We start from the raw sequence: 25930 nt of genomic DNA, 5'->3' as shown, positions 1-25930 counted from the left end.
CGGGGGGCGCCCCTTCGCCGTGGGCACCGGCCACGTCAGCGGGCCGGGCGTCGGCGCGTGCTCAGGAAAGCGCGGCCTTCACCACGGCGGCCACCCGGCCGCCCTCGGCCAGACCGTCCACCTTCGGCTTCACCAGCTTCATCACGGCGCCCATGCCCTGCGGCCCGGTCGCGCCGCTCTCGGCGACGGCGGCGGCCACGATCGCCGCCAGCTCCTCGTCGGACAGCTGCTTGGGCAGGTACCCGTCGAGCACCACGCCCTCGGCCCGCTCCCGGTCGGCCTGCGCGGCCCGACCGGCGTTGTCGAACGCCTCGGCGGCCTCCCGGCGCTTCTTCGCCTCGCGGGCGAGCACCTTCAGCACCTCACCGTCCGAGAGCTCCCGCTTCTCCTTGCCCGCCACCTCCTCACTGGTGACAGCGGCGAGCGTGAGCCGGATGGTGGACGAGCGGAGCTCGTCCCGTTCCCTGATGGCAGCCGTGAGGTCCTCCTGCAGCTGCGCCTTGAGCGTCGTCATGGGCCCGAGTCTCCCACCTGCGCCGTTCGATCGCCCGGCATTAACCCCGAAGCCTCCCCCCGAGCAGCTGTAACTCCTCATAATGGTTACATGACTGCTTCCGACGAACCGGCCTCCGGACTGGTGCTGACCACCCCCGGAGGCGCGCGGTTCCGCTTCGATCCGGGGGCGCTCTGCCTGGAGCTGCTGGTGACCGGCGGACCGGGTGCCTACGCGCGGTACGAGGTGCTGCACCGGCCGGAGGACCTCGCCGCGTGGCTGCCCCAGTCGCGGCTGCGGCAGCCGGCGGACCGGATCGCCATCAGCGCGGAGCAGCTCGCCGCCGCGCGGACCCTGCGCGACGCGCTCTGGCGGCTCGCCGAGGCGTGCGCCCACGGGGAGGCCGGGGCGGCGGCGGACTACGCCGTGCTCAACCGGGCCGCCGCGCACCCCCCGCTGGTCCCGCAGATCGGCCCCGACGGCTCGGCCGCCGCGCCGCTGCCGGCCGACGGCGACCAGCTCGTCTCCACCGTCGCCCGCGACGCGATCGCCCTGCTCACCGGGCCGCACGCGGACCGGGTCCGCCAGTGCGGCGGCGACAACTGCCAACTGCTCTTCGTCGACACCTCCCGGCCCGGCCGACGGCGCTGGTGCTCCATGGAGCGGTGCGGCAACCGGCACAAGGTCCGGGCACTGCGGGCCCGGCGCGACCACGCCGACGAGCACCCGGGAGGCCGGGAGGAGAGCTGACCCCGCGACCGCCCTGGCGCGCCGGGCCCGGTTCCCCGGGACCGCCCGGCGGCCGACTCGCCCGACGGGTCGGCGGGATCGTCAAGGCCTGCGAAGGCTCCGCGGGCGGGCTGGGCAGCCGGCCCGACGGCCCCGGGGAACGGTCCCGGCCACGCGCGCACCGGCGAGCGGTGCCGGGCCCGGCGGCTGCCGGGCCCGGCACCGCACCGAAGGCGCATGGAGTACGCCCGCGTGTCCCCCCGCGCCCACCGGACGTTCACCAGCTGATCCGCCGTCTGAGAGCATGGAGCGATGCGACCGCTGTACTCCGTCCCCCTCGGAATCGCCGCCACCGGCGCCGCCTGCCTCGCCTACTCGGTTGGGTACGAGGTGCGTTCCTTCCGGCTGCGCCGGATCGAGGTCCCCGTCCTACCCCGGGGCGCCCGTCCCATCCGGGTACTGCAGGTCTCCGACATCCACATGGTGAGCGGCCAGGACAAGAAGCAGCGCTGGCTGCAGAGCCTCGCCGGGCTCCGTCCCGACCTGGTGGTGAACACCGGCGACAACCTCTCCGACCCGCTCGGCGTCCCCGCCACCCTGGACGCGCTCGGGCCCCTGATGGAGTTCCCCGGCGTGTACGTCTTCGGGTCGAACGACTACTACGGCCCCGCCCGCAAGAACCCGGCCCGGTACCTCCAGGCCATGCGCAGCGGCGTCCACGGCATGAACAACCCCGACGGCACCGCCGGCCGCGGGATCAGCGGCGCCGTGCACAACCCGTGGGAGAAGCTGCGCGACGGCTTCGACGCCGCCGGCTGGCTCGACCTCACCAACACCCGGGGCCGGCTGACCATCAACGGGCTCGACCTGGAGTTCACCGGCCTGGACGACCCGCACATCCGGCGCGACCGCTACAGCGAGGTCACCGGCGGCCCGTCCGCCGACGCGGACCTCTCGCTCGCCGTCGTCCACGCCCCGTACCTCCGGGTCCTGGACGCCTTCACCGCCGACCGCTACCCGCTGATCCTGGCCGGCCACACCCACGGCGGCCAGCTCTGCATCCCCTTCTACGGCGCCCTGGTCACCAACTGCGACCTCGACGCGAAGCGGGTCAAGGGCCTCTCCACCCACCAGGCCGGCGGCCGCCGCTCCTACCTGCACGTCTCCGCCGGCTGCGGCACCAACCGCTACACCCCGGTCCGCTTCGCCTGCCCCCCCGAGGCCACCCTGCTCACCCTCACTCCACCCCGCTGACCTGCGGCGGACGCTCTCCGGGAATCGGATTTCGTCTCTCGGCGAGCGTCCGGTAGAGTTCTACTCGTCGCGAAGGAGACGGAGCGGCAAACAGCAGGACCGGGGTGTGGCGCAGCTTGGTAGCGCGCTTCGTTCGGGACGAAGAGGCCGTGGGTTCAAATCCCGCCACCCCGACCCAGTAACACCAGCTCAGGGCCGGTGTCCTTCACAGGACACCGGCCCTGACTGCTTTTCAGGGGCGCCTCTGGAGAGATCCGGGAGAAGACCCCGAAGTCCACCTCCAGGGCGGCCCCGCTCGGGAGCCTCCGGCGTGCTCGGCTGCACAGGGGGCGAGCGGGTCAGAAGAGGGCGGGGAGGTCGGTGCGGGAGGTGACGTCGAGTTTGGGGTAGGCCTTGTAGAGGTGGTGGCCGACCGTTCGGGGGCTGAGGAAGAGCTGGGCGGCGATGTCCCGGTTGGTGAGGCCCTGGGCGGCGAGGCGGACGATCTGGAGCTCCTGCGGGGTGAGGGCGGCGAGTGAGCCCTCGGGGGCGTCGGCGGGTGTGGTCGCGGGGGCGGCGGTGCCGGTGGCGGTGAGTTCGGTGCGGGCGCGCTCGGCCCAGGGGTGGGCGGCGAGGCGTTCGAAGGTCTCCAGGGCGGCGCGCAGGTGGGGGCGGGCGTCGGTGCGGCGGCGTTCGCGGCGCAGCCACTCGCCGTAGAGCAGGGCGGTGCGGGCCTGCTCGAACGGGCGGTCGGTGCCGTCGTGGAGCTCCAGGGCGGACCGGTAGGCGGACTCGGCGAGTTCGTCCGGGCCGAGCAGGGCCTGGCAGCGCAGCCGCAGGGCCTCGGCCCAGGGCCGGTCGGCGGCGCGGGCCCAGCGGGCCAGGCGCTCGTACGGTTCGGCGGCGCGGTCGGGGGCGCCGAGGCGGACGGCGGCCTCGACCAGGTCGGGGATCGCGCGGGTGGCGCAGACGTGGTGCCGGTAGCGGCCGGTGGTGAGGGCCTGGAGGCGGACGGCGGCGTCGGCGGCCCGGCCCTGGCCGAGGTCGAGCAGGCCCAGTGCCCACTGTGCCCAGGGCTCACCGGGGGCGGGGGCGGCGGACCGCGGCGCGTCGGCGGCCAGGGCCGGGCCGGCCAGGGCGGTGGCGGTCAGGGCCACGCACTCCTCGGCGGCGCCACCGAGCGCGGCCAGGCAGGCCAGCAGCGCGCTGAGTTGGCTGACCCACTGGTGCTGACCGCTGTCCCGGGCGAGGGTCAGCGCCTCGCCCGCGGTGGCCTCGGCGTCGCGGTGGCGGCCGTGGAAGAGCTCGGCCTCGGCGAGGAAGAACTGCAGGGTGGGCAGGACGCCGAGGGTGCCCTTGGAGCGGGCCTCGGCGATGAGTTCACCCGCGAGGTCGATGGTCTCGGCGTCGCGGCCGAGGATCAGGGTCGCGCCGCAGAGCTGGACCAGGTCGCTCGGGGTCTCGGCGCCGTCCCGGCGGGCGGCCGCCGCGGTCTCGCGGGCGGTGGGCAGCGGCTCGGCCGGGCGGCCCAGGGCGGGGAGGACGGCGGCCGGCAGGTGGCGGGCCAGCGCGGTGTGGGGGTCACCCTCGGGCAGCGGGAGCCGGGCCAGCCGGTCGAGCACGGTGACGACCGGCTCCTCGCCGGCGTACCAGGCGGCGTGGAAGGCCTGGAAGAGCATCCGCGCGGCGTGCGGTGCCTCGATGTCGGTGGCGGCGGCGGCGTCCAACAGCAGCCGGTAGGCGGCCTGGTAGGAGCCGCGCCAGAAGTGCGCGGTGGCCCGGACCTGGTCGAGCAGGGCGTGCGCGAAGATGCTGTCGGTACGGGCTGCGGCGCGGTCGGCGAGTGCCTCGGCCTGCGCCAACTTGCCTTCCTCGGTGGCGGCTTCGGCGGCCAGCACCAGGCGTCGGGTGGCGCCGTCGCGGTCGGGGGTGAGGCGGGCGGCGCGCTCGTACGCGGCGGCCGCACCGCCGTGGCCGCCGCGGGCCTCGGCGCGCAGCGCGGTGCGCTCCAGCGCGTCCGCGAGGTCGGCGTCCGGCGCGGTGGCGGCGAGGGCGAGGTGCCAGGTGCGGCGGTCGCCCTCGCCCAGCGCTTCGCCGATGGCCCGATGGACGGTCAGTTTCTGCTGGAGCGGCGCGCGTTGGATGATGGCGGCACGCAACAGGGGGTGCCGGAAGGCGAGTCGGCGGCCGGCGGTGGCGGAGACCAGGCCCGACTCCTCGGCGGGGGTGAGGTGCTCCGCGGACACCCCGAGCGCGGCGGCGGCCGGGAGGATGACGTCCAGATCGCCGTTCTCCTCGGCGGCGGCGACCAGCAGCAGCGTCTGGGTGGCCGACGGCAGGCCGGTGACCTGGCCGTGGAAGGCGATCTGCAGCCTGCTGGTGAGCGGGAGCGCACCCGGATCGGCGGGCGGGGCCGGGGTGGTGGGCAGTTCGGTGAGGGCGAGCGGGTTTCCGGCCGCCTCGGCGAGCAGTCGGCGGCGCACCTCGCCCGGGAGGCCCGCTCCGGCGCGGGAGGTGAGCAGCCGGTCGGCGTCCGGCTCGTCGAGCCCGGCCAGGCGCAGCTCCGGCAGTCCGGCCAGCGGAAGCACCTCGGCGGGGCCGCCCGGGCCGGCTCCGGGGCCGCCGTCGCGCGCGGCGAGCAGCAGGGCGACCCCCTCCGCCTGAAGCCGACGGGCGGCCAGCAGTACCGCGTCCAGGGAGGCCCGGTCGAGCCACTGGACGTCGTCCACTACGCACAACAGGGGCTGGTCGGCGGCTAGTTCGGCGAGCAGTCCGAGGGTGGCGAGGCCGGTGAGCAGTCGGTCGGCGGGCGCTCCCCCGGGTGCGGTGACGGCCTCGCCGAGTCCGAACGCGGCCTCCAGCGAACGCCGTTGCGGGCCCGGCAGGGCGGTGAGCCGGTCGAGGCCCGGGGCGAGCAGCAGACTGAGCCCGGCGAAGGGCAGTTCGGCCTCGTACTCGACGCCGGCCGCGCGGACCACCCGGAACCCGTCACCCGCCTCCGCCACCGCGTGCTCCAGCAGCGCGGTCTTGCCGATGCCCGGCTCCCCGCGCAGCACCAGCACCCCGCTGCGGCCGCCCCTTGCCCCGTCGAGCAGGCCGTCGACCAGCGCCTGCTCCCGCTCCCTCCCGTACAGCATCCCCCGACCCTACCGGCGCGACCTACGTACACCCCTACCTATGCGTGACGGATTCGCCCGCCGCGCGCCGTCCGTACCTTCATGACCAGCAGGAACAAGCAGCCGGAACCAGCGGTGGGACGGAAGCCGGAGAGCCGGCCAACCCCCCGCCAGGACAAGGGAGAAGACCATGAACGCCATCCAGAGCAGCGACCTCCAGCAGCTCGCCGAGCGCTACCTGGCCACCTGGAACGAGACCGACCCGACGGCCCGCCGCAAGCTGATCGACGAGCTGTGGAGCGAGGACGGCGGCTACACCGACCCGCTGGCGGCCGTCACCGGCCGGGACGGCATCGACGCCGTGATCGCCGCGGCCCAGGGCCAGTTCACCGGGCTGGAGTTCACCCTCGGTCCGGTCGACGCCCACCACGACATCGCCCGGTTCACCTGGAACCTCGGGCCGGCCGGGGCCGAGCCGCTGGTGGTCGGCTTCGACGTGCTGGTGGCCGGTCCGGACGGACGGATCGCCTCCGTGTACGGCTTCCTGGACCGCGTCCCGGGCGCCTGAGCCCTGCGGCCACCGGGCGGGAGGCGGCACCCGGCCGCCCCCGCCCACCTGTCCCGCACCCTCCCGCCCCTGTTCACCGCGCCGAACCCCCTTGAGGAGCATCCGAGATGAGCACCGCCCTGCGGACCAGGCCGACCACGGCGAAGAGCCCGGACCCCTCCACCAGGGGGCTGCTGCCGGTCGTGCTGACCACCACCTTCATGACCGCGCTCGACTTCTTCATCGTCAACGTGGCCGTCCCGTCCGTCCAAGCCGATCTACGAGCCGGACCATCCGCCGTCCAATGGGTGATCGCCGGGTTCGGTCTGGCGCTGGCCGCTGGACTGGTCACCGCCGGCCGGCTCGGCGACCGCTACGGGCGGCGCCGGGTGTTCGCCCTCGGCCTGGCCCTGTTCACCCTCGCCTCGGCGGGCTGCGGCCTGGCCCCGACGGCGTCCGCACTGGTCGGGGCCCGGGTCGTGCAGGGTCTGGCGGCGGCGCTGATGGGCCCGCAGGTGCTGGCCATCCTGCGGACGGCGTTCAGCGGCGCGGCCCAGGCCAGGGCGTTCGCGATGTACGGGCTGACGATGGGCGTCGGCGCGGTGTTCGGCCAGTTGATCGGCGGCGTGCTGATCCGGGCGGACGTGTTCGGCCTGGACTGGCGCAGCTGCTTCCTGATCAACCTGCCGATCGGGCTCGCCGCGCTCGCCCTGGTCCGCCGCTGCCTGCCGGAGTCCCGCGCCCCGCAGCGCCCCGGCCTGGACCCGGTGGGCGTGCTGCTGGCCACCCTCGGGCTGACCGGTCTGGTGCTGCCGCTGATCCAGGGCCGTGAGCAGGGCTGGCCGCTGTGGACCTGGCTCTGCCTGGGCGGCGCGGTCGCGCTGCTCGCCGTCTTCGCCGTCCACCAGCACCGGCACACCGGTACGCCGCTGGTCGACACCGGGCTCTTCCGCAGCCGGGCCTTCACCGCGGGTCTGCTCGCCCAGCTCGCCTTCTGGCTCGGCCAGGCGTCCTTCTTCCTGGTGCTCGCCCTGCACCTGCAGCTGGGCCGAGGCCTGGACGCGCTCGGCGCCGGCCTGGTGTTCACCGCGATCGGCCTCGGCTATCTGCTCACCTCCACCCGGGCGCACCTGGTCGCCGCCCGCCTCGGCCGCCAGGCGGTCGCGCTCGGCGGACTGCTGATGGCGGCCGGGCTGGTCCTGCTGGACCTGGCCGTGTACGGCGGCGGGACGACCGGCAGCGTCTGGTGGCTGGTGCCGGGCCTGTTCGTGGACGGCCTGGGGATGGGCCTGGTGATCGCCCCGGTGACCGGCGTGGTGCTGGCCGGGGTCGAGCCGCGGCTGGCCGGTTCGGCGGCCGGGGTGCTGGCCACCGTCCAGCAGGTCGCCGGGGCGCTCGGGATCGCGCTGATCGGCCTGGTCTACTACGGCGCCGGCGACCCGGTCGCGGCCTTCGGCCGGAGCCTCGCGGCCCTGACGGTACTGGAACTGCTGCTCGCGGGCCTGGTCCAGCTGCTGCCGCGGCGGCGGGCGGAAACGGACCGGAGCTGAGGCGGCCACCGCCGTAGCGGCGGGCGCAAGCGGGCGGGTGGGCCGATCGGGCCCGCCCGCCCGTTCCGTTCCCTCCCGCGGATCGGGTTGGATGGGTGGATGAGCGAGGAGAAGAGCGCCGTACCGGCGTGGGAGCAGCGGTTCAGGGCGGCCAGGGTTTCACTGCCGGACTGGGCGGAGGACGCCCCCGCCCGGGCGCTGTACGTGTCCAACGCGACCGGTACCTACGAGGTCTACGCCTGGGACCGCGCCAACGACACCCACCGCCGGGTCACCGACCGGCCGAACGGCACCACGGACGCCGAGCTGTCCCCCGACGGCGCCTGGGTGTGGTGGTTCGACGACCACGACGGCGACGAGTTCGGCATCTGGCGCCGCCAGCCCTTCGCCGGTCGGCCGGACGGCGCGGACGGCCCCGACGAGGAGGCCGTGCCCGGTCTGGCGGCCTCCTACTCGGCGGGCCTGGCGCTCGGCCGGGACGGCACGGTGGTGGTCGGCCGCTCCACCGACGAGGACGGCACCACCCTGCACCTGCGCCGCCCGGGGGCCGCCGAGGCCGTCGAGATCTACCGGCACGAGGAGTACGGCGGCATCGGGGACCTCAGCTACGACAGCGCCCTGCTGGCCATCGACCACACCGAGCACGGCGACGCCATGCACTCCGCGCTGCGGGTGGTCCGGCTGGCCGACGGCTCGACCGTCGCCGAGCTGGACGAGGTCACCGGCCGGGCCGAGCCGCGCGGCGTCGCCTGCCTCGGCTTCGCCCCGGTCGAGGGCGACACCCGACTGCTGGTCGCCCACCAGCGCAGCGGCCGCTGGGAACCGATGCTCTGGGACGTCGCGACCGGCGCCGAGACGGCGCTGGAGCTGCGCGACGAGCAGGGGCGCGAGCTGCCCGGCGACGTCTCGGCGCAGTGGCGCCCGGGGGCGCGTGCGCTGCTGGTCGAGCACGAGTACGAGGCGCGCAGCGAGCTGTTCTCCTACTCCCTGGACTCCGGGACGCTGACCCGGCTGGAGACCCCGCGCGGCACGGTCGGCGGGGCGACCGCCCGCCCGGACGGCACGGTGGAGTTCCTCTGGTCCTCCGCCGCCGAGCCGTCGGCCGTCCGCTCCACCGTCGGGACGGTGGTGCTGCGGGCCCCCGGCCCGGTACCGCCGGGCTCGGTGCCGGTCGAGGACGTCTGGGTGGACGGGCCGGGCGGACGGGTGCACGCGCTCGTCCAGCGGCCGGCCGGCCAGGGCCCGTTCCCGACCGTCTTCGACATCCACGGCGGTCCGACCCACCACGACAGCGACTCCTTCGCCGCCGGGCCGGCCGCCTGGCTGGACCACGGCTTCGCGGTGGTCCGGGTCAACTACCGCGGCTCCACCGGCTACGGGCAGGCCTGGACGGACGCACTGCGCGAGCGGGTCGGCCTGATCGAGCTGGAGGACATCGCGGCGGTGCGCGCCTGGGCGGTGGCGAGCGGGCTCGCCGACCCGGAGCGGCTGGTGCTCACCGGCGGCTCCTGGGGCGGCTACCTGACCCTGCTCGGGCTCGGTGTCCAGCCGGAGCTCTGGACGCTCGGCGTCGCCGCCGTCCCGGTCGCGGACTACCTCACCGCGTACGACGACGAGATGGAGGCGCTGAAGTCCCTGGACCGCACGCTCTTCGGCGGCACGCCCACCGAGGTCCCCGAGCGGTGGACGGCCTCGTCGCCGCTGACGTACGTGGAGCGGGTGCGGGTGCCGGTCTACATCAGCGCCGGGGTGAACGACCCGCGCTGCCCGATCCGCCAGATCGAGAACTACGTCGAGCGGCTGGAGGGACTCGGCACGCCGCACGAGGTCTACCGCTACGACGCCGGGCACGGCTCGCTGGTGGTGGAGGAGCGGATCAAGCAGCTGCGGCTGGAGATCGACTTCGTCCGGCGGCACCTCGCGCAGGCGGGAGTCGGGCAGAATCCGACGGGCGAGGCTCCCGTCGGGGACGGCCCCGCCGGGAGATCCGACAGGGGGACCGTGTGAGACGTGCGTTGACGATCATGGGGGTGGGGGTGGCCGCGGCACTCGCGCTCACCGGCTGCTCGGGGCAGGACGACACCGACGCGGCCTGCCCGCCGCCGCCGGGGCCCACGGTTACGGCCACCGCTTCGGCACCGGCCCCCGCTTCGGCTTCGGCCTCGGCGAGTGCGCGGGCCATGGGCGCGGTGGGGAGCGGCGTCGTGCAGGCGGCCTTCCACACCGGGGAGGACGGCGGCAGCGTCCTGCTGGCCAAGTCCAAGTCCTCCGGGTCGAAGGGGTCCAAGGGCTCGAAGGGGTCGTCCAAGGGGCGCACCACGCGCCACCACGCCAACTCCTACGACTCGGACGACGACAGCGGCGGTAGCGGGAACAGCAGCCGTTGCGGCAACCAGCCGCCGCCTTCGCAGTCGCCCACGGCCTCCCCGTCGGCGACGCCCGCCAGGCCGGCCACCCCGACCGTGCCCACGGCGGCGCCGGTCCCGTCCAAACCGGCGGCGCCGGCCGTACCGCCCGCGAAGCCGAGCCGCTAAGGCATCGAGCCGCCAGGGCGCCGAGCCGGCGCGCTACTCCAGGACCGGGTCCAGCCCGAGGGCCCGGTCCTGCTCGGCCTCCGCCTCGCGGCGGACCAGGCGGAACCACATGAAGACCACGAACCCGCCGAAGACGAACCACTCCAGGGTGTAGCCCAGGTTCTGGAACGCGCGCAGGGTGAGCCCGTTGCCCCCCTGCGGCTGCACGGTCGGTACCGGGCTCAGCCCGGCCGGCACCGAGTCCGCGGACACCCAGCCGTCGTACCAGCCGTCGTCCGAGAGCTTGTTGACGAGCGCGGCCCGGTTGATCGTGCCGAGCTGGCCCGCCGGGAGCCCGCCGGCCACCGCGCCGCCGCTGCCGCTGGTCTCGCCGGCCTGCAGGCGGCCGGTCACGCTCACCTCGCCCGCGGGCGCCGGGGCCACCGCGGACCCGCCCTCGGCGGACGTCTCCCCGCCCGGCGCGCCCGGGGCCCAGCCGCGGACGACGGCGACGGTGCGGCCGTCGCCGGTGTGCAGCGGGGTGAGGACGTAGTAGCCCTGCTTTCCGTCCACCACCCGGTTGGGGACGAGCAGCTGGTGCGCCTGGTCGAAGGTCCCGGTCACCGTCACCGGTCGGCCGACGGTGTCGGTGGTGACCTGCGGCTGGGCGGCGCTCAGCAGCTCGCCGAGCGGTCTGGCCGGACCGGTCGCGCCCGCCGCCTGCTCGACGTCCCGGTGCGAGGAGACCTTGTCCTCGAAGCGGCCGAGCTGCCAGGTGCCGAGCCAGACGCACACCGCGACGGCGGCCACGGCCAGCGCGGTGCCGCTCAGCCAGCGCGGAGTGAGGAGGAACCGGTACACACCCCCACGGTAACGACTCTTCACACCCCTCCCGACCACAGGGTCCCCCGCCGCACCGGGCGGGCCCCACGCGGGCCGGGGCCGCCCGGCAGCACCGAGCGGACCGGCACCGGTCGGTTCAGCCCGCCGTCGGGGAGCCGGTCGGGCCCGGGGTCGGGGCGGGGGCGGGCTCCGCCTGGGTGCGGTAGACGGTGCCGGAGCAGGCGCCGAGCAGCACGGCGGTGGCGGCGGTCGGGCTGCCCGGTGCCGGGGTGTGGGAGAGGGTGACGGTGGGCGGCGGGGTGCTCGGGCCCGTGGTGACGGTGGCCGTCGGGCTCGGGGCTCCGGTCGGGCCGGCCGTCGGAGAGGCGGAGGCCGGGGGCGCCGCACTCGGCGGCACGGAGGCCCGCATGGCGGGGGCCACGCCTCCGGAGCCGCCCGAGCCGCCGGGCTGGGCCGCCGGGGAGGGGCCCGCAGCGGCGGCCTGGCCGACGGCAGCGGTGGGCGAGGCGCCGGTCGGCGCCGGGCAGCCGCTGTCCGGCACCCAGCCGAACTCCACCCGGTACCCGGCCTGCGGGGCGAGCACCAGTGCCGGGCCGTTCCCGTCCGCGATCGGCGCTCCGACGGGTGCGGGCAGCCCGGTCGCCGGGTCGCCCGCCGTGTGGTCGACCACCCGGATCCGTGCCGGGTCCGTGCCGCTCGCGCCGCTGACCGCCACCGCGCCCGGGCCGCCGAGCAGACAGCTGTGCCCGGAGGTGTTGACCACGGTGAAGGAGCCGTAGATCCGCCCGTCGCCGTCGGGCGCGCCGACCTGTGAGGTGGCCTGTCCGAGGTCGGCGCGGGTACAGAGCGGTACGGGCGGGCCCTCGGTGCCGCCCGCGGTGGCCGCGGCGGAGGAGGCCGCCGGGCCGCTGCCCGGATCGGCCGTGCCGGCCCAGGCGCTGGGCGAGGCGGTGGCGGAGCCGGACGGGCCGGTCGTCCCGCCGGGGCCGCTGGTGGCGGGGTGGGCCGGCCAGACCGGTCCGGCGGAGCCGCCGCCGGTCGTCCCCGGGCCGCGGGTGACCGCCGGGGTGGCGCTGCTCTGCTCGGAGGGCGAGCCGGGGCCGCCGGAGAGACCGAGGTGCTCGTCGTCGTGCAGGGTGGGCAGGGCGATGGCCAGCGCGACCGCGAGCGCGGCGGCCCCGGTCCAGGCGCCGCGTCGGGCGGCCCGCCGACGGGGTACCGCTCGGCGGATCCGGGGCAGGGCGGCGGGGTCGGGTTGGACGTCGGACACCGCCCGCTGCATCAGCACCCGGACCAGGCGCTCCTCGGGGTCCAGACCGTCCGCGCCGGCCGGGGACGCGCCGCCGGGGGACGCACCGCCGGAGGACGCACCGCCGGAAGGCGCGCTGCCGGTTCGGCGTTCCGGGCCGACCGCATCGGCGGAGCCCCCCGCGCCCTGCCGATCGTCGCTCATGCCCCGGCCTCCATCCGGACCCGCAACGCGGCCAGCCCCCGTGAGCCGTACGCCTTCACCGAGCCGAGCGAGATGCCCAGGGCCTCCGCGACCTGCGCCTCCGTCATGTCCACGAAGTAACGCAGCACCAGAACCTCCCGCTGACGGCGTTGCAGACCCCGTAGCGCGGCCTTCAACTGATCGCGCTCCAGCGCATCGTAGGCGCCTTCTTCTGCACTGGCCATGTCAGGCATGGGCTTCGGCAGCAGCCGCAGACCGAGGATCCGGCGACGCAGGGTGGAGCGGGACAGGTTGACCACGGTCTGCCGCAGATAGGCGAGGGTCTTCTCCGGCTCGCGCACCCGCCGCCGGGCCGCGTGCACCCGGATGAACGCCTCCTGCACCACGTCCTCGCAGGTGGAGAGGTCGTCGAGGAGCAGCGCGGCCAGCCGCAGCAGGGAACGGTAGTGGGCTTGGTAGGTCTCGGTGAGCAGGTCCTCGCTGGTGCCCGCGCCGAGGCCGGCCCCGGAGTCCGCCGGGCCGGGTGCGACCGCCGTCATCTGGCTATCTTCCGGCCTATCCGCGGGCCGCGGGGCGCGCGTCTCCGCGGGCCGCCGGCCGCCCCTGTCCACCGGTCGCGGGGCACGCAGCGGGAGCGTCACCGCGGCCGTCGCCGAGATGCCCGCCCGTACCCCCACCATCACGTTCGCCACGCCCGTTGGACACTCGATCCCCTGTCATGGTTGCCCAGCCCACAGGACATTCTTCCGTATGCGTGGAAGACCCCTCCAGGGGATCCTCGGGGGGATTCCGGACAGGAATGTGCAGACGTGGTTCGCACCGGGCCGACGAAGGGTCAGCCGGACAGCTCGCCCGCCACCAGTTCGGCGAGCTGAAGGGCGTTCAGCGCCGCGCCCTTGCGCAGGTTGTCACCGCAGAGGAAGAGGTCCAGCGCGGCCGGGTCGTCCAGCGCCCGCCGCACCCTGCCGACCCAGACCGGGTCGGTCCCGACCACGTCGTTCGGGGTGGGGAACTCCCCCGCCGCCGGGTCGTCGTACAGCACCACGCCCGGGGCGTCCCGGAGGATCTGTTGGGCGTGCTCCTGGGTGACCTCGCGCTCGAAGACCGCGTGCACGGCCAGCGCGTGGGTGCGGATCACGGGGATGCGCACACAGGTCGCGGACACCTTGAGGCCGGGCAGGCCGAGGATCTTGCGCGACTCGTTGCGGAGCTTCAGCTCCTCGGACGACCAGCCGCCGTCCATCAGCGAGCCCGCCCACGGCACCGCGTTGAACGCCAGCGGCGCCGCGAACGGCCCGTGGTCGGCGATCACCGCACGGAGGTCCCCGGTCTGTTCGCCGACCTCGGTGCCGGCGACCATCGCGACCTGGTCGCGCAGCGCGTCCACCCCGGCGCGGCCCTCGCCGGAGGCCGCCTGGTAGGTGGCGACGACGAGTTCGGCGAGCCCGTACTCGGCGTGCAGCGCCCCGATCGCCGCGATCATCGCGAGGGTGCCGCAGTTCGGTCCGGCGACGATGCCGCGCGGCCGGATCCGCAGCGCGGCCGCGTTGACCTCGGGGACGACCAGCGGGACGTCCCCGGCCATCCGGAACGCGCCGGAGTTGTCCACCACCACGACGCCCTTGGCCGCCGCGATCGGCGCCCACTGCGCGGAGACCTCGTCGGGCACGTCGAACAGCGCGACGTCGATCCCGTCGAAGGCCTCCTCCGCGAGCGGCACCACCTCGACGGGCTCCCCGCGCACGGTCAGCTTGCGCCCGGCCGAGCGCGGGGAGGCGACGAGACGGATCTCGCCCCAGATGTCCTGACGGAGGGAGAGGAGGCCGAGGAGCACCTCGCCGACCGCGCCGGTGGCGCCGACGACGGCGAGGTTCGGCCGCCGGGTCATCGCCCGGTGCCTCCGTAGACGACCGCCTCGTCCGAGTCGCTGTCCAGGCCGAAGGCGGTGTGGACGGCGCGCACGGCCTCGTTGACGTCGTCGGCGCGGGTGACGACCGAGATGCGGATCTCCGAGGTGGAGATGAGCTCGATGTTGACGCCGGCCTCGGAGAGCGCCTCGAAGAAGGTCGCGGTGACGCCCGGGTTGGAGCGCATGCCGGCGCCGACCAGGGAGATCTTGCCGATCGCGTCGTCGTAGCGCAGCGACTCGTAGCCGATGCCCTCCTTGACCCGGCCGAGGGCGTCGATGGCCTTCTGGCCCTCGGTCTTCGGCAGGGTGAAGGAGATGTCCGTCAGGCCGGTCGACGCGGCGGAGACGTTCTGCACCACCATGTCGATGTTGACCTCGGCGTCCGCGATCGCGCGGAAGATGCGCGCCGCCTCGCCCGGCTTGTCCGGCACGCCGACGACGGTGACCTTGGCCTCCGAAGTGTCGTGGGCGACTCCGGAGATGATGGCCTGCTCCATCTCGCCCCCTTCGGGCTGGTTCGGGTTGTCGTTGCTGACGATCGTGCCGGGAAGGCCCGAGAAGGACGAGCGTACGTGAATCGGGATGTTGTAGCGCCGCGCGTACTCGACACACCGGTCGAGCAGCACCTTGGAACCGGACGAGGCCAGCTCCAGCATGTCCTCGTACGCGATCCAGTCGATCTTGCGGGCCTTCTTCACCACGCGCGGGTCGGCGGTGAACACGCCGTCCACGTCGGTGTAGATCTCGCAGACCTCGGCCTTGAGGGCCGCGGCGAGGGCGACGGCGGTGGTGTCCGAGCCGCCGCGGCCGAGCGTGGTGATGTCCTTGCTGCTCAGCGAGACACCCTGGAAGCCGGCCACGATCGCGATGTTGCCCTCGTCCAGGGCGGTGCGGATGCGGCCCGGCGTCACGTCGATGATGCGCGCCTTGTTGTGGACGGAGTCGGTGATGACACCGGCCTGGCTGCCCGTGAAGGACTGGGCCTCGTGACCCAGGGATTTGATCGCCATGGCCAGCAGGGCCATGGAGATGCGCTCTCCAGCGGTCAGCAGCATGTCGAACTCGCGGCCGGCAGGAATGGGTGACACCTGCTCCGCCAGTTCGATGAGCTCGTCCGTCGTGTCGCCCATCGCGGACACCACGACGACGACCTCATGGCCGGCCTTCTTGGCGTCAACGATTCGACGGGCCACGCGCTTGATGCCCTCGGCATCCGCAACGGATGAGCCGCCGTACTTCTGCACGACAAGGCCCACGTGCGCTCCTCGACTTGTGTCGTTTCCGGGGGCTCCAGGCCCCCGCACCCCCGGGTGGCGGGGGCTGTGCGGTCGGCGCCAGTCTACCGAGCAGGGGTGCCGTGCCCGTCGCTTTCCATATGATGAGACACCGGTTTCAGCAGGTGGGCGGCGGTACGGGGGAGGCGACCGGCAGGTCTGCGGGGTATTCGGTACGGCCCCGAAGAATCGGCGGGTGAACGGACGGTGCCCGGGGGTTTTCCCTTTCACCGGAAAACCCTGAGGTTTACGTCACAATCCGTTCCCGCTGATCCGGTTCCGCCGCGGAGCCGGCTTTCCCGACTGTTTCCGTCGGACCGATTCCGTCGCCGTTTCCGTCGGACCGTCTCCGTCGGACCGTCTTCGTCGAACCGGGTTCTAACGCCCGAGGCCGAGCTCGGCCGCCATCAGGTCGCCGGCCTGCTGCTCCAGCTGCTCGTCGGTCAGCCCGTCGTCGTCGGTGTCCGCGCCGTCCGGCACCGCGCCGATCGGGCTGTCCAGCCGCACGTGCGCGATGAGCGACTGCAGCGCCCGCAGCACCGCCGAGCAGGTCGTGCCCCAGTTGGACAGGTACGAGAACTGCCACCACCAGAGCGCCTCGCTGACCCGCCCCTCGCGGTAGTGGGTCAGACCGTGCTGGAGCTCGCTGACCACGCCGGCCAGGTCGTCCGAGATCCGGAACGCGTTCGGCTTCTCCGGCGGCCCGTACGGGTCGAAGACCTCGTGGTAGACGTCGATCGGCGCCAGCAGCACGGCCAGCCGCTCGCGCAGCTGCTCACCGTCCGGCTCCGGTCCGGTGTCGGGCTCGAAGCGGTCCTCCGGGACGACGTCCTCGATCGCGCCGAGCCGACCGCCGGCCAGCAGGAGCTGCGAGACCTCCAGGAGCAGCAGGGAGACCGCGCTGCCGGGCTCGTCGCCCTTGGCAACCTCGGTGACGGCGAGCACGAAGCTCTCCACCGAGTCCGCGATCTGCACCGCGAAGTCGTCCGGCTCCGAGCCGTGCGCATGGGTGTGCGGGGCGTGCCGGTCCGCCTGCGGGCCGGCCTGGTGGGGCGTGTGGGGCTGCTGGTTGATCGTCCGGTCAGACATCGAGCAGTCGTCTCCCTTCGAAGGCGCGACCGAGGGTGACCTCGTCCGCGTACTCCAGATCCCCGCCGACGGGCAGTCCGCTCGCCAGCCGGGTCACCTTCAGGCCCATCGGCTTGCAGAGCCGGGCCAGGTAGGTGGCGGTCGCCTCCCCCTCCAGGTTGGGGTCGGTGGCCAGGATCAGCTCGGTGACCGTGCCGTCCGCGAGGCGCGACAGCAGCTCGCGGATCCGCAGGTCGTCCGGGCCTACGCCCTCGATCGGGCTGATCGCGCCGCCCAGGACGTGGTACCGGCCGCGGAACTCACGGGTGCGCTCGATCGCGACGACGTCCTTGGACTCCTCGACCACGCAGATCACCGCGAGGTCGCGGCGCGGATCCAGACAGACCCGGCACTGCTCGGCCTCGGCGACATTGCCGCAGACCGCGCAGAAGCGGACCTTGTCCTTGACCTCCAGCAGCGCGTGCGCCAGCCGGCGGACGTCGGTCGGGTCGGCCTGCAGGATGTGGAAGGCGATCCGCTGCGCGCTCTTGGGCCCGACGCCGGGCAGCCTGCCCAGTTCGTCGATCAGGTCCTGAACCACGCCCTCGTACAACGTCGCGCCTTCCCTCGTGCGGCTGCAGGTGCTCCGGTGGTGCTCCGGTGCCATCATCCAACGAATCGGGCGTCGGACACACCGTCCGACGCCCGACTCCCACATAAATCACATGGGTCTGTTGCCCGAACTTCAGACCTTCACAGGCACCGGGGGCTGCGGTTGCGGGCCTCCGGGCCCGCCGGAGTGCCCCCCGTGCCGGGGCTCGGATCGGCCCCCGCGCGCCCCTGTGGCGGGGTTGCCGGGGTTCAGTGCGCCCCTGCGCCCTGGTTCCCCTGTGCCGGGGTTGCCGGGGCTGCCGGGGCTGCCTGGGTTGCCTGGGCTGCCTGGGCTGCCTGGGTTCAGAACGGCAGGCCGGGGATTCCGCCGCCCAGGCCCTGGGTCAGCGGGCCCATCCGCTCGGCCTGCATCTTCTGCGCCGCCTGGTTCGCGTCCCGGACGGCCGCCAGGACCAGGTCGGCCAGCGTCTCGGTGTCCTCCGGGTCGACCGCGGCCGGGGCGATGGTCAGCGCCACCAGCTCGCCGGCACCGGTCACCGTGGCCTCGACCAGGCCGCCGCCCGCCGTACCGTTCACCTTCGTCTCGGCCAGCTCCTGCTGGGCCCGGGCGAGATCCTCCTGCATCTTCTGCGCCTGCTTGAGCAGCTGCTGCATGTTGGGCTGACCACCACCGGGGAACACGGCTCACTCCTTGCGTCTGTGTTCGTTCTGCGTTGCTGCGTACTGCGTTGCCGCGTACTGCGGTCCGCGTCCGCTGGGTCGCTCGCGCGTCGCAACGAGCCTACGTGCTGCCGGACGTACCCGTGCAGGGTCGGCGGGCCGGTCCGGTCCCGCTCCCAGGGCTGGGCCCTGACCCGCCTATGCGCCGCCGTGATGGATCTCCTCCAGCACCGTCGCGCCCAGCTCGCGGATGATCAGGTCCTGACCGGAGAACGCCTGCTCGTTGAGGTCCGGATCGTCCTCCTCCGGGATGTCGTCCTCCGGTGCCACCACCGGCCCCGGCGGCGGGGCCACCGGCTGCTGCGGCCGGGCGGCGGCCGGGGCCGGCGGCTGCGCCTGGACGGGTGCGGGCGGCGCGGCCATCGGGGGCGCGGCAACGGGCGCGGCAGCCGGCACGGACGTCGGCGCGGACTGCATCGCGGGCGCCGGCGCGGCCGGGCGGGCCGCCGGCGGGGCTCCCCAGCCACCGCCGCCACCGCCAGGGGCACCACCGCCGCCGAAGCCGCCGGTGCTGCCGCCGCCTCCACCGCCTCCACCAGGGCCGCCGACTCCCCCGGAGGGGTCGACGATGCACTCGATCCGCCAGTCCACGCCGAGCGCGTCGGTCAGCGCCTGGCGCAGCACGTCGTCGCTGTTGCTGCTGACGAAGCTGTCACGGGCGCCCGCGTTGATGAAGGACACCTGGAGCACGCTGCCGTCGAACCCGGCCACCTGGCCGTTCTGGCTGAGCAGGATCCAGGTGAAGCGGCGGCGGTTCTTCACCGCCTCCAGGATCTGCGGCCACAGCTGCCGAACCTGCCCGGCGCCCTGCTGTGCGGCCGCGGACGGCTGCCCGCCGGGGGCCGCGGCGGGCGCGGGCGCCTGAGCCGCGGGGGCCGGCGGGGGTGTCGCGGCCGCCGGCTGCACGGGTGCCGCCGCAGGGGCGGGTGCCGCCGCAGCGGGTGCGCCGCCCGCCGAGAAGCTGCGCGGGATCGGCCACGCGCCCGGCGCGGGGGCGGCCGGAGCTGCGGCCGGAGCGGGGGCAGGAGGGGCCGGGGCGGGCGCTGGGGCAGCCTGTACCGGCTGTGGCACCGGAGCGACCTCCGCCGCCATCGGCGCCCCCGGGGCCGCCACATCCTGCACGGGAGCGGCCTGCATCGGCGCGGCGTACACCGGTGCAGCCTGCATCGGGGCGACCTGCATCGGGGCGCCCGCGAAGCCGCCGGCCGAGGCCTGCCGCTCCAGCTTGTCCAGCCGGGCCTGCAACGAGAGCTCGTCGCTGTACGCGCCCGGCAGCATCACACGGGCGCAGATCAGCTCCAGCTGCAACCGGGGAGCCGCGTTCCCGCGCATCTCGGTCAGCCCGGTGTTGACGAGGTCGGCGGCCCGGCTCAGCTCGGCCGCCCCGAAGGCGTCCGCCTGCGCCTGCATGATCGCGACCCGGTCCGCCGGGGCGTCGAGCAGCCCCTTCTCCCCCGCGTCCGGCACCGTCGCCAGGATCACCAGGTCGCGCAGCCGCTCCAGCAGGTCCGTCACGAACCGGCGCGGGTCGTGTCCGCCCTCGACCACCCGGTCGATCACCTGGAACACCGTCGCCCCGTCCTGCGCGGCGAAGGCGTCCACCACCTCGTCCAGCAGCGCCGAGTCGGTGTACCCGAGCAGCGAGGTGGCCATCTGGTACGTCACGCCGCCCTCGGTGGCGCCCGCGAGCAGCTGGTCCATCACCGACATCGAGTCACGCACGGACCCGGCCCCGGACCGGACCACCAGCGGGAAGACGGAGTCCTCGACCTGGATCTGCTCCCGGCCGCACACCTCCGCCAGGTAGTCCCGCAGCGTGCCGGGCGGCACCAGCCGGAACGGGTAGTGGTGCGTCCGGGAGCGGATCGTCCCGATCACCTTCTCCGGCTCCGTGGTCGCGAAGATGAACTTCAGGTGCTCCGGAGGCTCCTCCACCACCTTCAGCAGCGCGTTGAAGCCGGCCGAGGTCACCATGTGCGCCTCGTCCAGGATGAAGATCTTGTACCTGCTGTGCACCGGCGCGAAGAACGCCCGCTCCCGCAGGTCACGCGCGTCGTCCACACCACCGTGCGAGGCGGCGTCGATCTCGATCACGTCGATCGACCCCGGCCCGCCCGTCGCCAAGTCCCGGCAGGACTGGCACTCACCGCACGGCGTAGGGGTCGGCCCCTGCTCGCAGTTCAGGCAGCGGGCCAGGATCCGCGCGCTCGTCGTCTTACCGCAGCCGCGCGGGCCGCTGAACAGGTAGGCGTGGTTGACCCTGTTGTTGCGCAGGGCCTGCTGGAGCGGAGCGGTCACGTGCTCCTGCCCGATGACCTCGGCGAAAGTCTCGGGGCGATAGCGGCGGTACAGGGCTAGGGACACACCCCCGACGATATCGGGACGGACCGACAAACGCGGCGCCCCTCGACCCGGCCGACCCGGCCCCGGGAACGCAAAGACCCCTCGTGCACCCGCCAGAGCCCTCTTACCCTTGCTGCCTTCCGGCCCTGGGGGGGTTCAGAGAGATAACGCCACACGAGGGGCTGACCACCACAGTACCGGATCCACGCCCCCGACCTCCACCACCCACCCCCTCGACAATCCGCAGGCCCCACCCCTCACCCACCCCCGGGATACGTGGTCGCAAGCACCCCGGAACATGTACTAAGCTCTCCCACGGAGGATTCGCCTAGAGGCCTAGGGCGCACGCTTGGAAAGCGTGTTGGGAGCAATCCCTCACGAGTTCGAATCTCGTATCCTCCGCCTCTGCCAGCCATGGCAGCACGAAGGCCCCGACCGGGAAACCGGCCGGGGCCTTCGTCGTTCCGTTGCCTCACTTCAGATGAAGAGCTGCGTCGAAGTCGGTCGGCTCCCGACCATGGCCTCCGAGAACTCCGAACCGACTCGGAGCCCCGCCAGAGCCGGCCACCAACCTCAAGTGCAATATGTCGAGCCCTCGACGACACATCAGCTGACAGCCGAGCGATGCGCCGGACAGAGATTTCCGCGCCGAGCGCGGGCTTCCCCTACACAAGGCCCTCGCGGCTGGATAGCGTAGCGGTCTGTAGCCGGTTGGGTACGATCCGCGGGGGTCTGCGGTGGGGGACAGCAGGACGTTCGGCACATTCATCTCGCTCCGCCGGGCGGTTCTGGGGTGGACGCAGCTCCGGCTAGCCACTGAGGTCGGCCGCAGCGAGGACTGGATGTCCCTGGTCGAGCGGGACATGCAGCAGGTCAAGGACTTGACGCTCCTCCAACGCTTGGCCGAGGTGCTGGGTGTCGACCTCGCGGAGCTGATCGCGTTGCCGCAGCCGGCCGCCGAGCGGGCGAGGTCCCGTCCGCGAAAGCCTGCCTCCGCTACGCTGACGAGCACTTCCGCTGCCGAGGAGGACGATGTGCGACGCCGCCCGTTCCTGACCCTGGCGGCTGCCGCCCTCTTCGCCCCGACTGTCGGTCAGCAGGCGGCGCACGCCGCGGAGAAGACCTCGCTGGCCGATCTGGAAGACCTTCTCCTGTACGGGGCGGGCCGGATTCCCTCTCCCCGCCGCGAGCCGTCCCAGGAGACTGTCGCCACTTCACTGGTCACGTCACGCCGGGAGTTCAAGGCGGCCCAGTACGACCTCTTGGCCCGCGCCCTGCCCGGTCGGATCACAGCCGCTGAGATGGTCGGATCGGCGGAGGAACGGGCCCGCAACGTCGCCCGGCTCTACAACATCGCCGTCCGGCTGTGCATCAAAGTCGGCACCAACAACCTGGTGGCCATCACCGCGGACCGCGCGCTGACCGCCGCCCGGCTGGGTGGGGACCCGCTGATCATCGCGGAGGCCCAGCGCATGGTCTCCAGTTCCTGGCGTCGCCAGGGCAGCCTGGCTCGCGCCACCGACATCGTGGTGGTCGCCGCCGAAGACCTCCTCGCCGATGCTTCCGTCTCCGAGACCGCCCGGCTGGCCACCCGCGGAGACCTGTACGCCACCGCCGCCTACACCGCTGCGAAGTCCGGTGACCGCTCCTACGCACACGCCCTGATCCGGGAGGCCGCCGACAGCGCCGCCGCAGCGAGCCGGTCCTCCGGCCTGCTGGACGGCGTCCAGAGCGTCGCTCTGCACGAGCTGTCGGTGCACTATGAGCTCGGCGACGCCGGCCGCGCCATCGAAATGGCCGCCACCATCGACCCCGCCGCGCTGCCGACCGCTGAGCGGCAGGCCCGCTTCTTCACTGACGTGGCCCGCGCGTTCGACCAGTGGGGCAAGCCCGAGCAGTGCTACCGGGCTCTGCTCGCCGCCGAGGAGGCCGCTCCGCAAGAGGTCCGCAGGGGCGCTGTGCGCGACCTCGCCGCCGGCCTGCTGCGGCACGACCGCAAGCTTCCCGGCGTCCGGGACTTCGCCGCCCGCGCGGGCGTGCAGATCATCTGACCCGTAGCCGGACTACGGGCCGTAGCCCGGCTACGGATCAGGTGTCCCGCCCGGCAGTTCACTGGGGAACGTCCACCCCTCCCCCCTGCTGCCGAAGGCCCTCCCATGCCAACGCACAGCACCGCCATGCCCTCCGACGGACCCCGGCACGCCGCACCGGACCGGGACCGCCTCGGCACCTTCCTGACCGCCTCCTGGACCGCCCTGCACCTGCCCGTGCTCGTGCTGCTCGGCCTCGCTGTCGACCACCAGGCCGAGGCACGCCCTCAGGTAGCGGCCACTACTCCGGACCTGCCCGTCTCGTAGGCCCAGAGGTCGTCACCACGCCCCCCCGCACGTCTTCCCCTCCCTCGCCCGAGAGGAGAACCGGCTATGCACCGGCTGACCGACGCGCCCCGGATCGACACCGAGCTGGAGCGCATCGACTACCGCACCACGCCCGCGTACTACATCGACACCGAACAGGTCACGGACCCGGTGGTCCTGCACCTGCTGAACTGCTGCCCGACCGTGTTCGGCCTCAAGAAGGCCATGGTCGACCTGCTGGCCGGACACCTCGGCATCACGCTCCCGGAGCCCGCCGGAACCGTCGAGCCCGGTGCGACGGTCCGGGGCAACGTGGTCGTGGCGGCCGGGGCCGTCATCGCCGAGGGCGCGTTCGTCACCGGCCCCGCCCTGGTCTGTCCCGGCGCAGTCATCGAGGCCGGCGCCCGCGTGCGCGACAACACGGTCATCGGCCCCGGCTGCCGGATCGGGTTCGGCGCCGAGGTCACCCGCTCGCTGCTGACCGGCGGGGTCTTCATGAAGCACACCAGCTTCGTCGGCGACTCCGTGCTCGGCCTGGGCGTCAACATCGGCGCGTTCGTGTCCACCACCGGCCTGCGGGTGACCTCCGGCCCGGTCACCGAGCCGGCCACCGAGGAGGTGTGCGCCCACCTCGACGGCCACCGGATCGCCACCGGCCAGACCAAGTTCGGCGCCGTGGTCGGTGACGGCGTGATCGTCCCCGCGGGCACGGTCCTGCAGCCCGCCACGCTGATCGGCGCGCACACCCTGCTCTACCCCAAGACCCAGGTCGGGGGCTTCTTCCCCGCCGGAAGCCAGGGAAGGTAGCCATGCCCACCACCGACACCACCGCGACGACCGACGAGCGCGCCGTGCACATCACCGGCGGCCGGCCCCTGACCGGCACGGCCACGGTGCAGGGCAGAAAGAACATCGCCCTGCACCTGTACGCCGCCGCGATCCTGGCCGACGACCCGCTGACCCTCGCCGGCGCCCCCGAGATCCTCGACACCGGCGTGGTCGCCGACATCCTGCACCGCACCGGCACCCGCACCACCGCGGTCGGCTCCGAATTCACCACCCGCCCGGCCGATTCCTACTTCCCCGTCGTCCCGGACGACCTCGGCAGGCGCGTCCGTACCACCGCCGTGATGGCCGGCGCCCTGCTGGCCCGCGCCGGGAAGGTCACCTTCCCTACCCCGGGAGGAGACGCCTTCTGCGCGCGGTACATCGACCGGCACCTGGCCGCGATGGCGGCTGCGGGTGCCGAGGTGGAGGTGGACCGGGGCCGGGTCCGGGCCCGCTTCACCGGCAAGCGGCTGCCGTTCGTCACCGACGCCGAGACCCGCGCCTGGGGCCCGAGCCTCGGGGCGACGGTCACCGCGATGCTCCTGGCCGCCCGCACCCCCGGCACCTCGGCGATCCTCAACCCCAGCGTCGAACCCGAGGTCACCCACACCGCCGCCCTGCTCTCGCAGGCCGGCGTCGGCATCGAGTGGCGGGGCAGGAACGCCCTGAACGTCACCGGCACCGACCGCATCCGGGGCGGAGTGTTCACCGTTCCTCCGGACCGGCTGGAGGCCGCGACGCTGGCCCTGGCCGCCGCCATCACCGGCGGCACCGTGCACCTGGACGGCTTCCCCACCGCCGCCTTCCCGGACGGCCTGGTGTCGGTGTTCGCCGACGCCGGCATCCGGCTCGACCCGGTGGACGGCGGGACCACCGTCAGCACCCCGGCCGGACCGCGGGCGGTGCAGACGGCCACCGGCCCGCACCCCGGCTTCCCGACCGACGTCCAGCCCCAGCTGACCGCCTTCCTCACCCAGGCCGAGGGCGCCTCCCGGATCGAGGAGCGGATCTACACCCGGCGCGACACCCACGTATCCGCCCTCACCGCGTTCGGCGCCACCGTCAACGCGAGCGGCTCGATGATCACCGTCCGGGGCCGGTCCGCGCTCGCCGCCGCCGACGTGGCCGGCGAGGACATCCGGGCGGTGACCGCTCTCGTGATCGCCGCCCTCGCCTCCGAGGGCACCTCTACGATCCGAGGGATGTATCACCTGCGGCGCGGATACGGCAGCCTGCTGCCGAAGTTGGCCGCGCTCGGTGCCGACCTGACGATTGACCAGGAGTAGCCGTGACCAACACCGTGCCGTGGAAGCCGAACGCGCTCGCCGACCTGCGCGAGTGCCTGGAGCTGCTGACCGCCGACGGGACTGTTCCCGGCGGCGTCATCGCCCACGGCACGTTCGACGCCGAGCCCGGATTCCTGGCCTCCGGCATCGTCGCCCCCGAGTGCGGCGACGCCCGACCGGGGCCGGACACGGTGTACGACGTGGCTTCGCTGACCAAGGTCCTGGCCACCTGGCCGCTGGTCGGCACCTCCCTCATGGACGGCTTCACCCTGGACGCCCCGATCCGGGACCTGCTGGCTGGCATCCCGACCGACGCACCCGGCGGCCGGGTGACGGTTGGCCAGATTCTGGCCCACACCTCCGGCCTGCGGGCCGACACTCGCCTCGACCAGTACCGGGGCCGCACCGAGCCGCTGGCCGAACTCATCTGCGGTGAAGACCTGATCGCCGAGCCCGGAGCCGGTCACCGCTACATCAACCGCGGTTTCATCCTCCTCGGCCTGGCCCTGGCCCACTGCCGCTGCCAGCGCCTGGACGAGCTGGCAGCAGAGCTCTGGCAACACCTCGGCATGGCCAGCACGACCTACGGACCGGTGCCCCGCTCCGCTCAGGTCGCCCCGACCGAGCAGCGGCTGACCGGCGGGCCCCGGCTGTGGGGCATGCCGCACGACGACAACGCCGCCCTGCTCGGCGGAGTCGCCGGCCATGCCGGGGTGTTCACCACCCCGGCCGACCTCGCCACCTTCGCCACCCACCTGCTGGGCTCGCACGCCACCGATGGGCCCCTCGGCCGCTGGCTCGCCCACAGCATGCAGCCGCAGGCCGAGATCGAGGCGGGCCTCGACCGTGGCCTGGCCTGGATCCTCGCCGACGAGGGCAGGGTCGCCTACCACCACGGCTTCACCGGGACCAGCCTCTACCTCGCCCCGGCCACCGGCCGCTACCTAGCCATCTGCACCAACGCCGTCTACCACCACCAGGACAACCGCACCCGCCTCGCCCCGTTGCGGGCCCTCGCCCTGAAGGCGATCACCGACGAACCCTAGGAGGGCCACC

22 protein-coding genes, 2 tRNA genes and 1 other RNA gene are annotated in these 25930 nt (G+C 73.9%); 13 read left to right on the top strand and 12 right to left on the bottom strand.

What is annotated here, in order from left to right:
• Positions 1–61 precede the first annotated feature (61 nt).
• Complete coding sequence (locus ACIGZJ_RS10155) at positions 62–514, bottom strand: GatB/YqeY domain-containing protein (RefSeq protein WP_392930824.1); 453 nt, start codon at positions 512–514, stop codon at positions 62–64.
• 90 nt (positions 515–604) lie between these two features.
• Here ACIGZJ_RS10155 and ACIGZJ_RS10150 point away from each other — a divergent pair, with 90 nt between their 5' ends.
• The 3 genes from ACIGZJ_RS10150 (at position 605) to ACIGZJ_RS10140 (ending at position 2650) form a co-directional block, all read left to right on the top strand.
• On the top strand, positions 605–1243 hold the full coding sequence (locus ACIGZJ_RS10150; RefSeq protein WP_396456783.1) for a CGNR zinc finger domain-containing protein: 639 nt from the start codon (positions 605–607) through the stop codon (positions 1241–1243).
• 291 nt (positions 1244–1534) lie between these two features.
• The gene (locus ACIGZJ_RS10145; protein WP_396456782.1) at positions 1535–2476 is read left to right on the top strand and encodes a metallophosphoesterase; all 942 of its coding nucleotides are present in this window, start codon (positions 1535–1537) and stop codon (positions 2474–2476) included.
• Positions 2477–2576: 100 nt separating this feature from the next.
• Positions 2577–2650 (top strand) — tRNA-Pro (locus tag ACIGZJ_RS10140).
• A 164-nt stretch (positions 2651–2814) separates the two neighbouring features.
• On the opposite strand, the gene ACIGZJ_RS10135 is transcribed toward ACIGZJ_RS10140, so the two are convergent.
• Entirely contained in the window at positions 2815–5592 is a 2778-nt protein-coding gene (locus tag ACIGZJ_RS10135; protein WP_396456781.1) for an AAA family ATPase, read from the bottom strand.
• 169 nt (positions 5593–5761) lie between these two features.
• Between ACIGZJ_RS10135 and ACIGZJ_RS10130 the strand changes: the two genes are divergently transcribed.
• The 4 genes from ACIGZJ_RS10130 (at position 5762) to ACIGZJ_RS10115 (ending at position 10202) form a co-directional block, all read left to right on the top strand.
• Complete coding sequence (locus ACIGZJ_RS10130; protein ID WP_392930778.1) at positions 5762–6139, top strand: nuclear transport factor 2 family protein; 378 nt, start codon at positions 5762–5764, stop codon at positions 6137–6139.
• Between the two features lie 107 nt (positions 6140–6246).
• Positions 6247–7668 (top strand): MFS transporter, encoded by a 1422-nt coding sequence (locus ACIGZJ_RS10125; RefSeq protein ID WP_396456780.1) that lies wholly within the window; start codon positions 6247–6249, stop codon positions 7666–7668.
• 99 nt (positions 7669–7767) lie between these two features.
• The gene (locus tag ACIGZJ_RS10120) at positions 7768–9675 is read left to right on the top strand and encodes a S9 family peptidase (protein ID WP_396456779.1); all 1908 of its coding nucleotides are present in this window, start codon (positions 7768–7770) and stop codon (positions 9673–9675) included.
• A gap of 29 nt (positions 9676–9704) precedes the next feature.
• Positions 9705–10202 carry a hypothetical protein gene (locus ACIGZJ_RS10115; protein ID WP_396456778.1) on the top strand — a complete coding sequence of 166 codons (498 nt, stop codon included), beginning with the start codon at positions 9705–9707 and terminating at the stop codon, positions 10200–10202.
• 33 nt (positions 10203–10235) lie between these two features.
• Here ACIGZJ_RS10115 and ACIGZJ_RS10110 read toward each other — a convergent pair whose 3' ends face one another.
• The 10 genes from ACIGZJ_RS10110 to ffs all read right to left on the bottom strand — a co-directional run bounded on the left by ACIGZJ_RS10110 (position 10236) and on the right by ffs (position 20590).
• On the bottom strand, positions 10236–11042 hold the full coding sequence (locus ACIGZJ_RS10110; RefSeq protein ID WP_396456777.1) for an SURF1 family protein: 807 nt from the start codon (positions 11040–11042) through the stop codon (positions 10236–10238).
• A 118-nt stretch (positions 11043–11160) separates the two neighbouring features.
• Entirely contained in the window at positions 11161–12477 is a 1317-nt protein-coding gene (locus ACIGZJ_RS10105) for a hypothetical protein (protein WP_396456776.1), read from the bottom strand.
• On the bottom strand, positions 12474–13016 hold the full coding sequence (locus ACIGZJ_RS10100; RefSeq protein WP_392930768.1) for a SigE family RNA polymerase sigma factor: 543 nt from the start codon (positions 13014–13016) through the stop codon (positions 12474–12476). Before ACIGZJ_RS10100 ends, ACIGZJ_RS10105 begins: the two co-directional genes overlap by 4 nt.
• Before the next feature lie 296 nt (positions 13017–13312).
• The gene (locus ACIGZJ_RS10095) at positions 13313–14365 is read right to left on the bottom strand and encodes an aspartate-semialdehyde dehydrogenase (protein ID WP_396456775.1); all 1053 of its coding nucleotides are present in this window, start codon (positions 14363–14365) and stop codon (positions 13313–13315) included.
• Positions 14362–15642 carry an aspartate kinase gene (locus ACIGZJ_RS10090; RefSeq protein ID WP_396456774.1) on the bottom strand — a complete coding sequence of 427 codons (1281 nt, stop codon included), beginning with the start codon at positions 15640–15642 and terminating at the stop codon, positions 14362–14364. The genes ACIGZJ_RS10095 and ACIGZJ_RS10090 overlap by 4 nt, the downstream gene beginning before the upstream one ends.
• Before the next feature lie 396 nt (positions 15643–16038).
• A complete protein-coding gene (locus ACIGZJ_RS10085; RefSeq protein WP_392930762.1) occupies positions 16039–16749 on the bottom strand; it encodes a DUF5063 domain-containing protein in 711 nt (236 codons plus the stop codon).
• Positions 16742–17341, bottom strand: a complete 600-nt coding sequence (recR, locus tag ACIGZJ_RS10080) for a recombination mediator RecR (RefSeq protein WP_387949893.1) — start codon at positions 17339–17341, stop codon at positions 16742–16744. The genes ACIGZJ_RS10085 and recR overlap by 8 nt, the downstream gene beginning before the upstream one ends.
• Positions 17342–17682: 341 nt before the next feature.
• Positions 17683–18021 (bottom strand): YbaB/EbfC family nucleoid-associated protein, encoded by a 339-nt coding sequence (locus ACIGZJ_RS10075; RefSeq protein ID WP_392930759.1) that lies wholly within the window; start codon positions 18019–18021, stop codon positions 17683–17685.
• 177 nt (positions 18022–18198) lie between these two features.
• The gene (locus tag ACIGZJ_RS10070; protein ID WP_396456773.1) at positions 18199–20424 is read right to left on the bottom strand and encodes a DNA polymerase III subunit gamma and tau; all 2226 of its coding nucleotides are present in this window, start codon (positions 20422–20424) and stop codon (positions 18199–18201) included.
• A 69-nt stretch (positions 20425–20493) separates the two neighbouring features.
• An RNA gene (gene ffs, locus ACIGZJ_RS10065) (signal recognition particle sRNA small type) lies at positions 20494–20590 on the bottom strand.
• Positions 20591–20720: 130 nt separating this feature from the next.
• Here ffs and ACIGZJ_RS10060 point away from each other — a divergent pair.
• From ACIGZJ_RS10060 to ACIGZJ_RS10035, 6 genes are all read left to right on the top strand, one after another.
• Positions 20721–20805 (top strand) — tRNA-Ser (locus tag ACIGZJ_RS10060).
• Between the two features lie 440 nt (positions 20806–21245).
• Complete coding sequence (locus tag ACIGZJ_RS10055; RefSeq protein WP_396456772.1) at positions 21246–22454, top strand: XRE family transcriptional regulator; 1209 nt, start codon at positions 21246–21248, stop codon at positions 22452–22454.
• A 105-nt stretch (positions 22455–22559) separates the two neighbouring features.
• Complete coding sequence (locus ACIGZJ_RS10050; protein ID WP_396456771.1) at positions 22560–22760, top strand: hypothetical protein; 201 nt, start codon at positions 22560–22562, stop codon at positions 22758–22760.
• A 66-nt stretch (positions 22761–22826) separates the two neighbouring features.
• Positions 22827–23567 (top strand): hypothetical protein, encoded by a 741-nt coding sequence (locus tag ACIGZJ_RS10045; RefSeq protein WP_396456770.1) that lies wholly within the window; start codon positions 22827–22829, stop codon positions 23565–23567.
• A gap of 2 nt (positions 23568–23569) precedes the next feature.
• A complete protein-coding gene (locus ACIGZJ_RS10040; RefSeq protein WP_396456769.1) occupies positions 23570–24874 on the top strand; it encodes a UDP-N-acetylglucosamine 1-carboxyvinyltransferase in 1305 nt (434 codons plus the stop codon).
• 2 nt (positions 24875–24876) lie between these two features.
• Positions 24877–25920, top strand: coding sequence for a serine hydrolase domain-containing protein (locus ACIGZJ_RS10035; protein WP_396456768.1), 1044 nt, complete (start codon positions 24877–24879; stop codon positions 25918–25920).
• The last annotated feature ends 10 nt before the right edge of the window (positions 25921–25930 follow it).

Origin of the sequence: Kitasatospora sp. NPDC052868 (assembly GCF_044547105.1) — a bacterium.
Lineage (GTDB): Bacteria > Actinomycetota > Actinomycetes > Streptomycetales > Streptomycetaceae > Kitasatospora.
Note: the sequence above shows the minus strand (reverse complement) of the source record. Positions and strands in the feature narration are given on the sequence as shown.

What these genes read in the sequence shown, in the direction of transcription:
- ACIGZJ_RS10135 (WP_396456781.1), bottom strand. Translation starts at nt 5,592, where the DNA reads ATGCTGTACGGGAGGGAGCGGGAGCAGGCGCTGGTCGACGGCCTGCTC.
- ACIGZJ_RS10100 (WP_392930768.1), bottom strand. Translation starts at nt 13,016, where the DNA reads ATGACGGCGGTCGCACCCGGCCCGGCGGACTCCGGGGCCGGCCTCGGC.
- ACIGZJ_RS10045 (WP_396456770.1), top strand. Translation starts at nt 22,827, where the DNA reads ATGCACCGGCTGACCGACGCGCCCCGGATCGACACCGAGCTGGAGCGC.
- ACIGZJ_RS10150 (WP_396456783.1), top strand. Translation starts at nt 605, where the DNA reads ATGACTGCTTCCGACGAACCGGCCTCCGGACTGGTGCTGACCACCCCC.
- ACIGZJ_RS10155 (WP_392930824.1), bottom strand. Translation starts at nt 514, where the DNA reads ATGACGACGCTCAAGGCGCAGCTGCAGGAGGACCTCACGGCTGCCATC.
- ACIGZJ_RS10145 (WP_396456782.1), top strand. Translation starts at nt 1,535, where the DNA reads ATGCGACCGCTGTACTCCGTCCCCCTCGGAATCGCCGCCACCGGCGCC.
- ACIGZJ_RS10130 (WP_392930778.1), top strand. Translation starts at nt 5,762, where the DNA reads ATGAACGCCATCCAGAGCAGCGACCTCCAGCAGCTCGCCGAGCGCTAC.
- ACIGZJ_RS10085 (WP_392930762.1), bottom strand. Translation starts at nt 16,749, where the DNA reads ATGTCTGACCGGACGATCAACCAGCAGCCCCACACGCCCCACCAGGCC.
- ACIGZJ_RS10095 (WP_396456775.1), bottom strand. Translation starts at nt 14,365, where the DNA reads ATGACCCGGCGGCCGAACCTCGCCGTCGTCGGCGCCACCGGCGCGGTC.
- ACIGZJ_RS10105 (WP_396456776.1), bottom strand. Translation starts at nt 12,477, where the DNA reads ATGAGCGACGATCGGCAGGGCGCGGGGGGCTCCGCCGATGCGGTCGGC.
- ACIGZJ_RS10120 (WP_396456779.1), top strand. Translation starts at nt 7,768, where the DNA reads ATGAGCGAGGAGAAGAGCGCCGTACCGGCGTGGGAGCAGCGGTTCAGG.
- ACIGZJ_RS10040 (WP_396456769.1), top strand. Translation starts at nt 23,570, where the DNA reads ATGCCCACCACCGACACCACCGCGACGACCGACGAGCGCGCCGTGCAC.
- ACIGZJ_RS10125 (WP_396456780.1), top strand. Translation starts at nt 6,247, where the DNA reads ATGAGCACCGCCCTGCGGACCAGGCCGACCACGGCGAAGAGCCCGGAC.
- ACIGZJ_RS10050 (WP_396456771.1), top strand. Translation starts at nt 22,560, where the DNA reads ATGCCAACGCACAGCACCGCCATGCCCTCCGACGGACCCCGGCACGCC.
- ACIGZJ_RS10055 (WP_396456772.1), top strand. Translation starts at nt 21,246, where the DNA reads ATGTCCCTGGTCGAGCGGGACATGCAGCAGGTCAAGGACTTGACGCTC.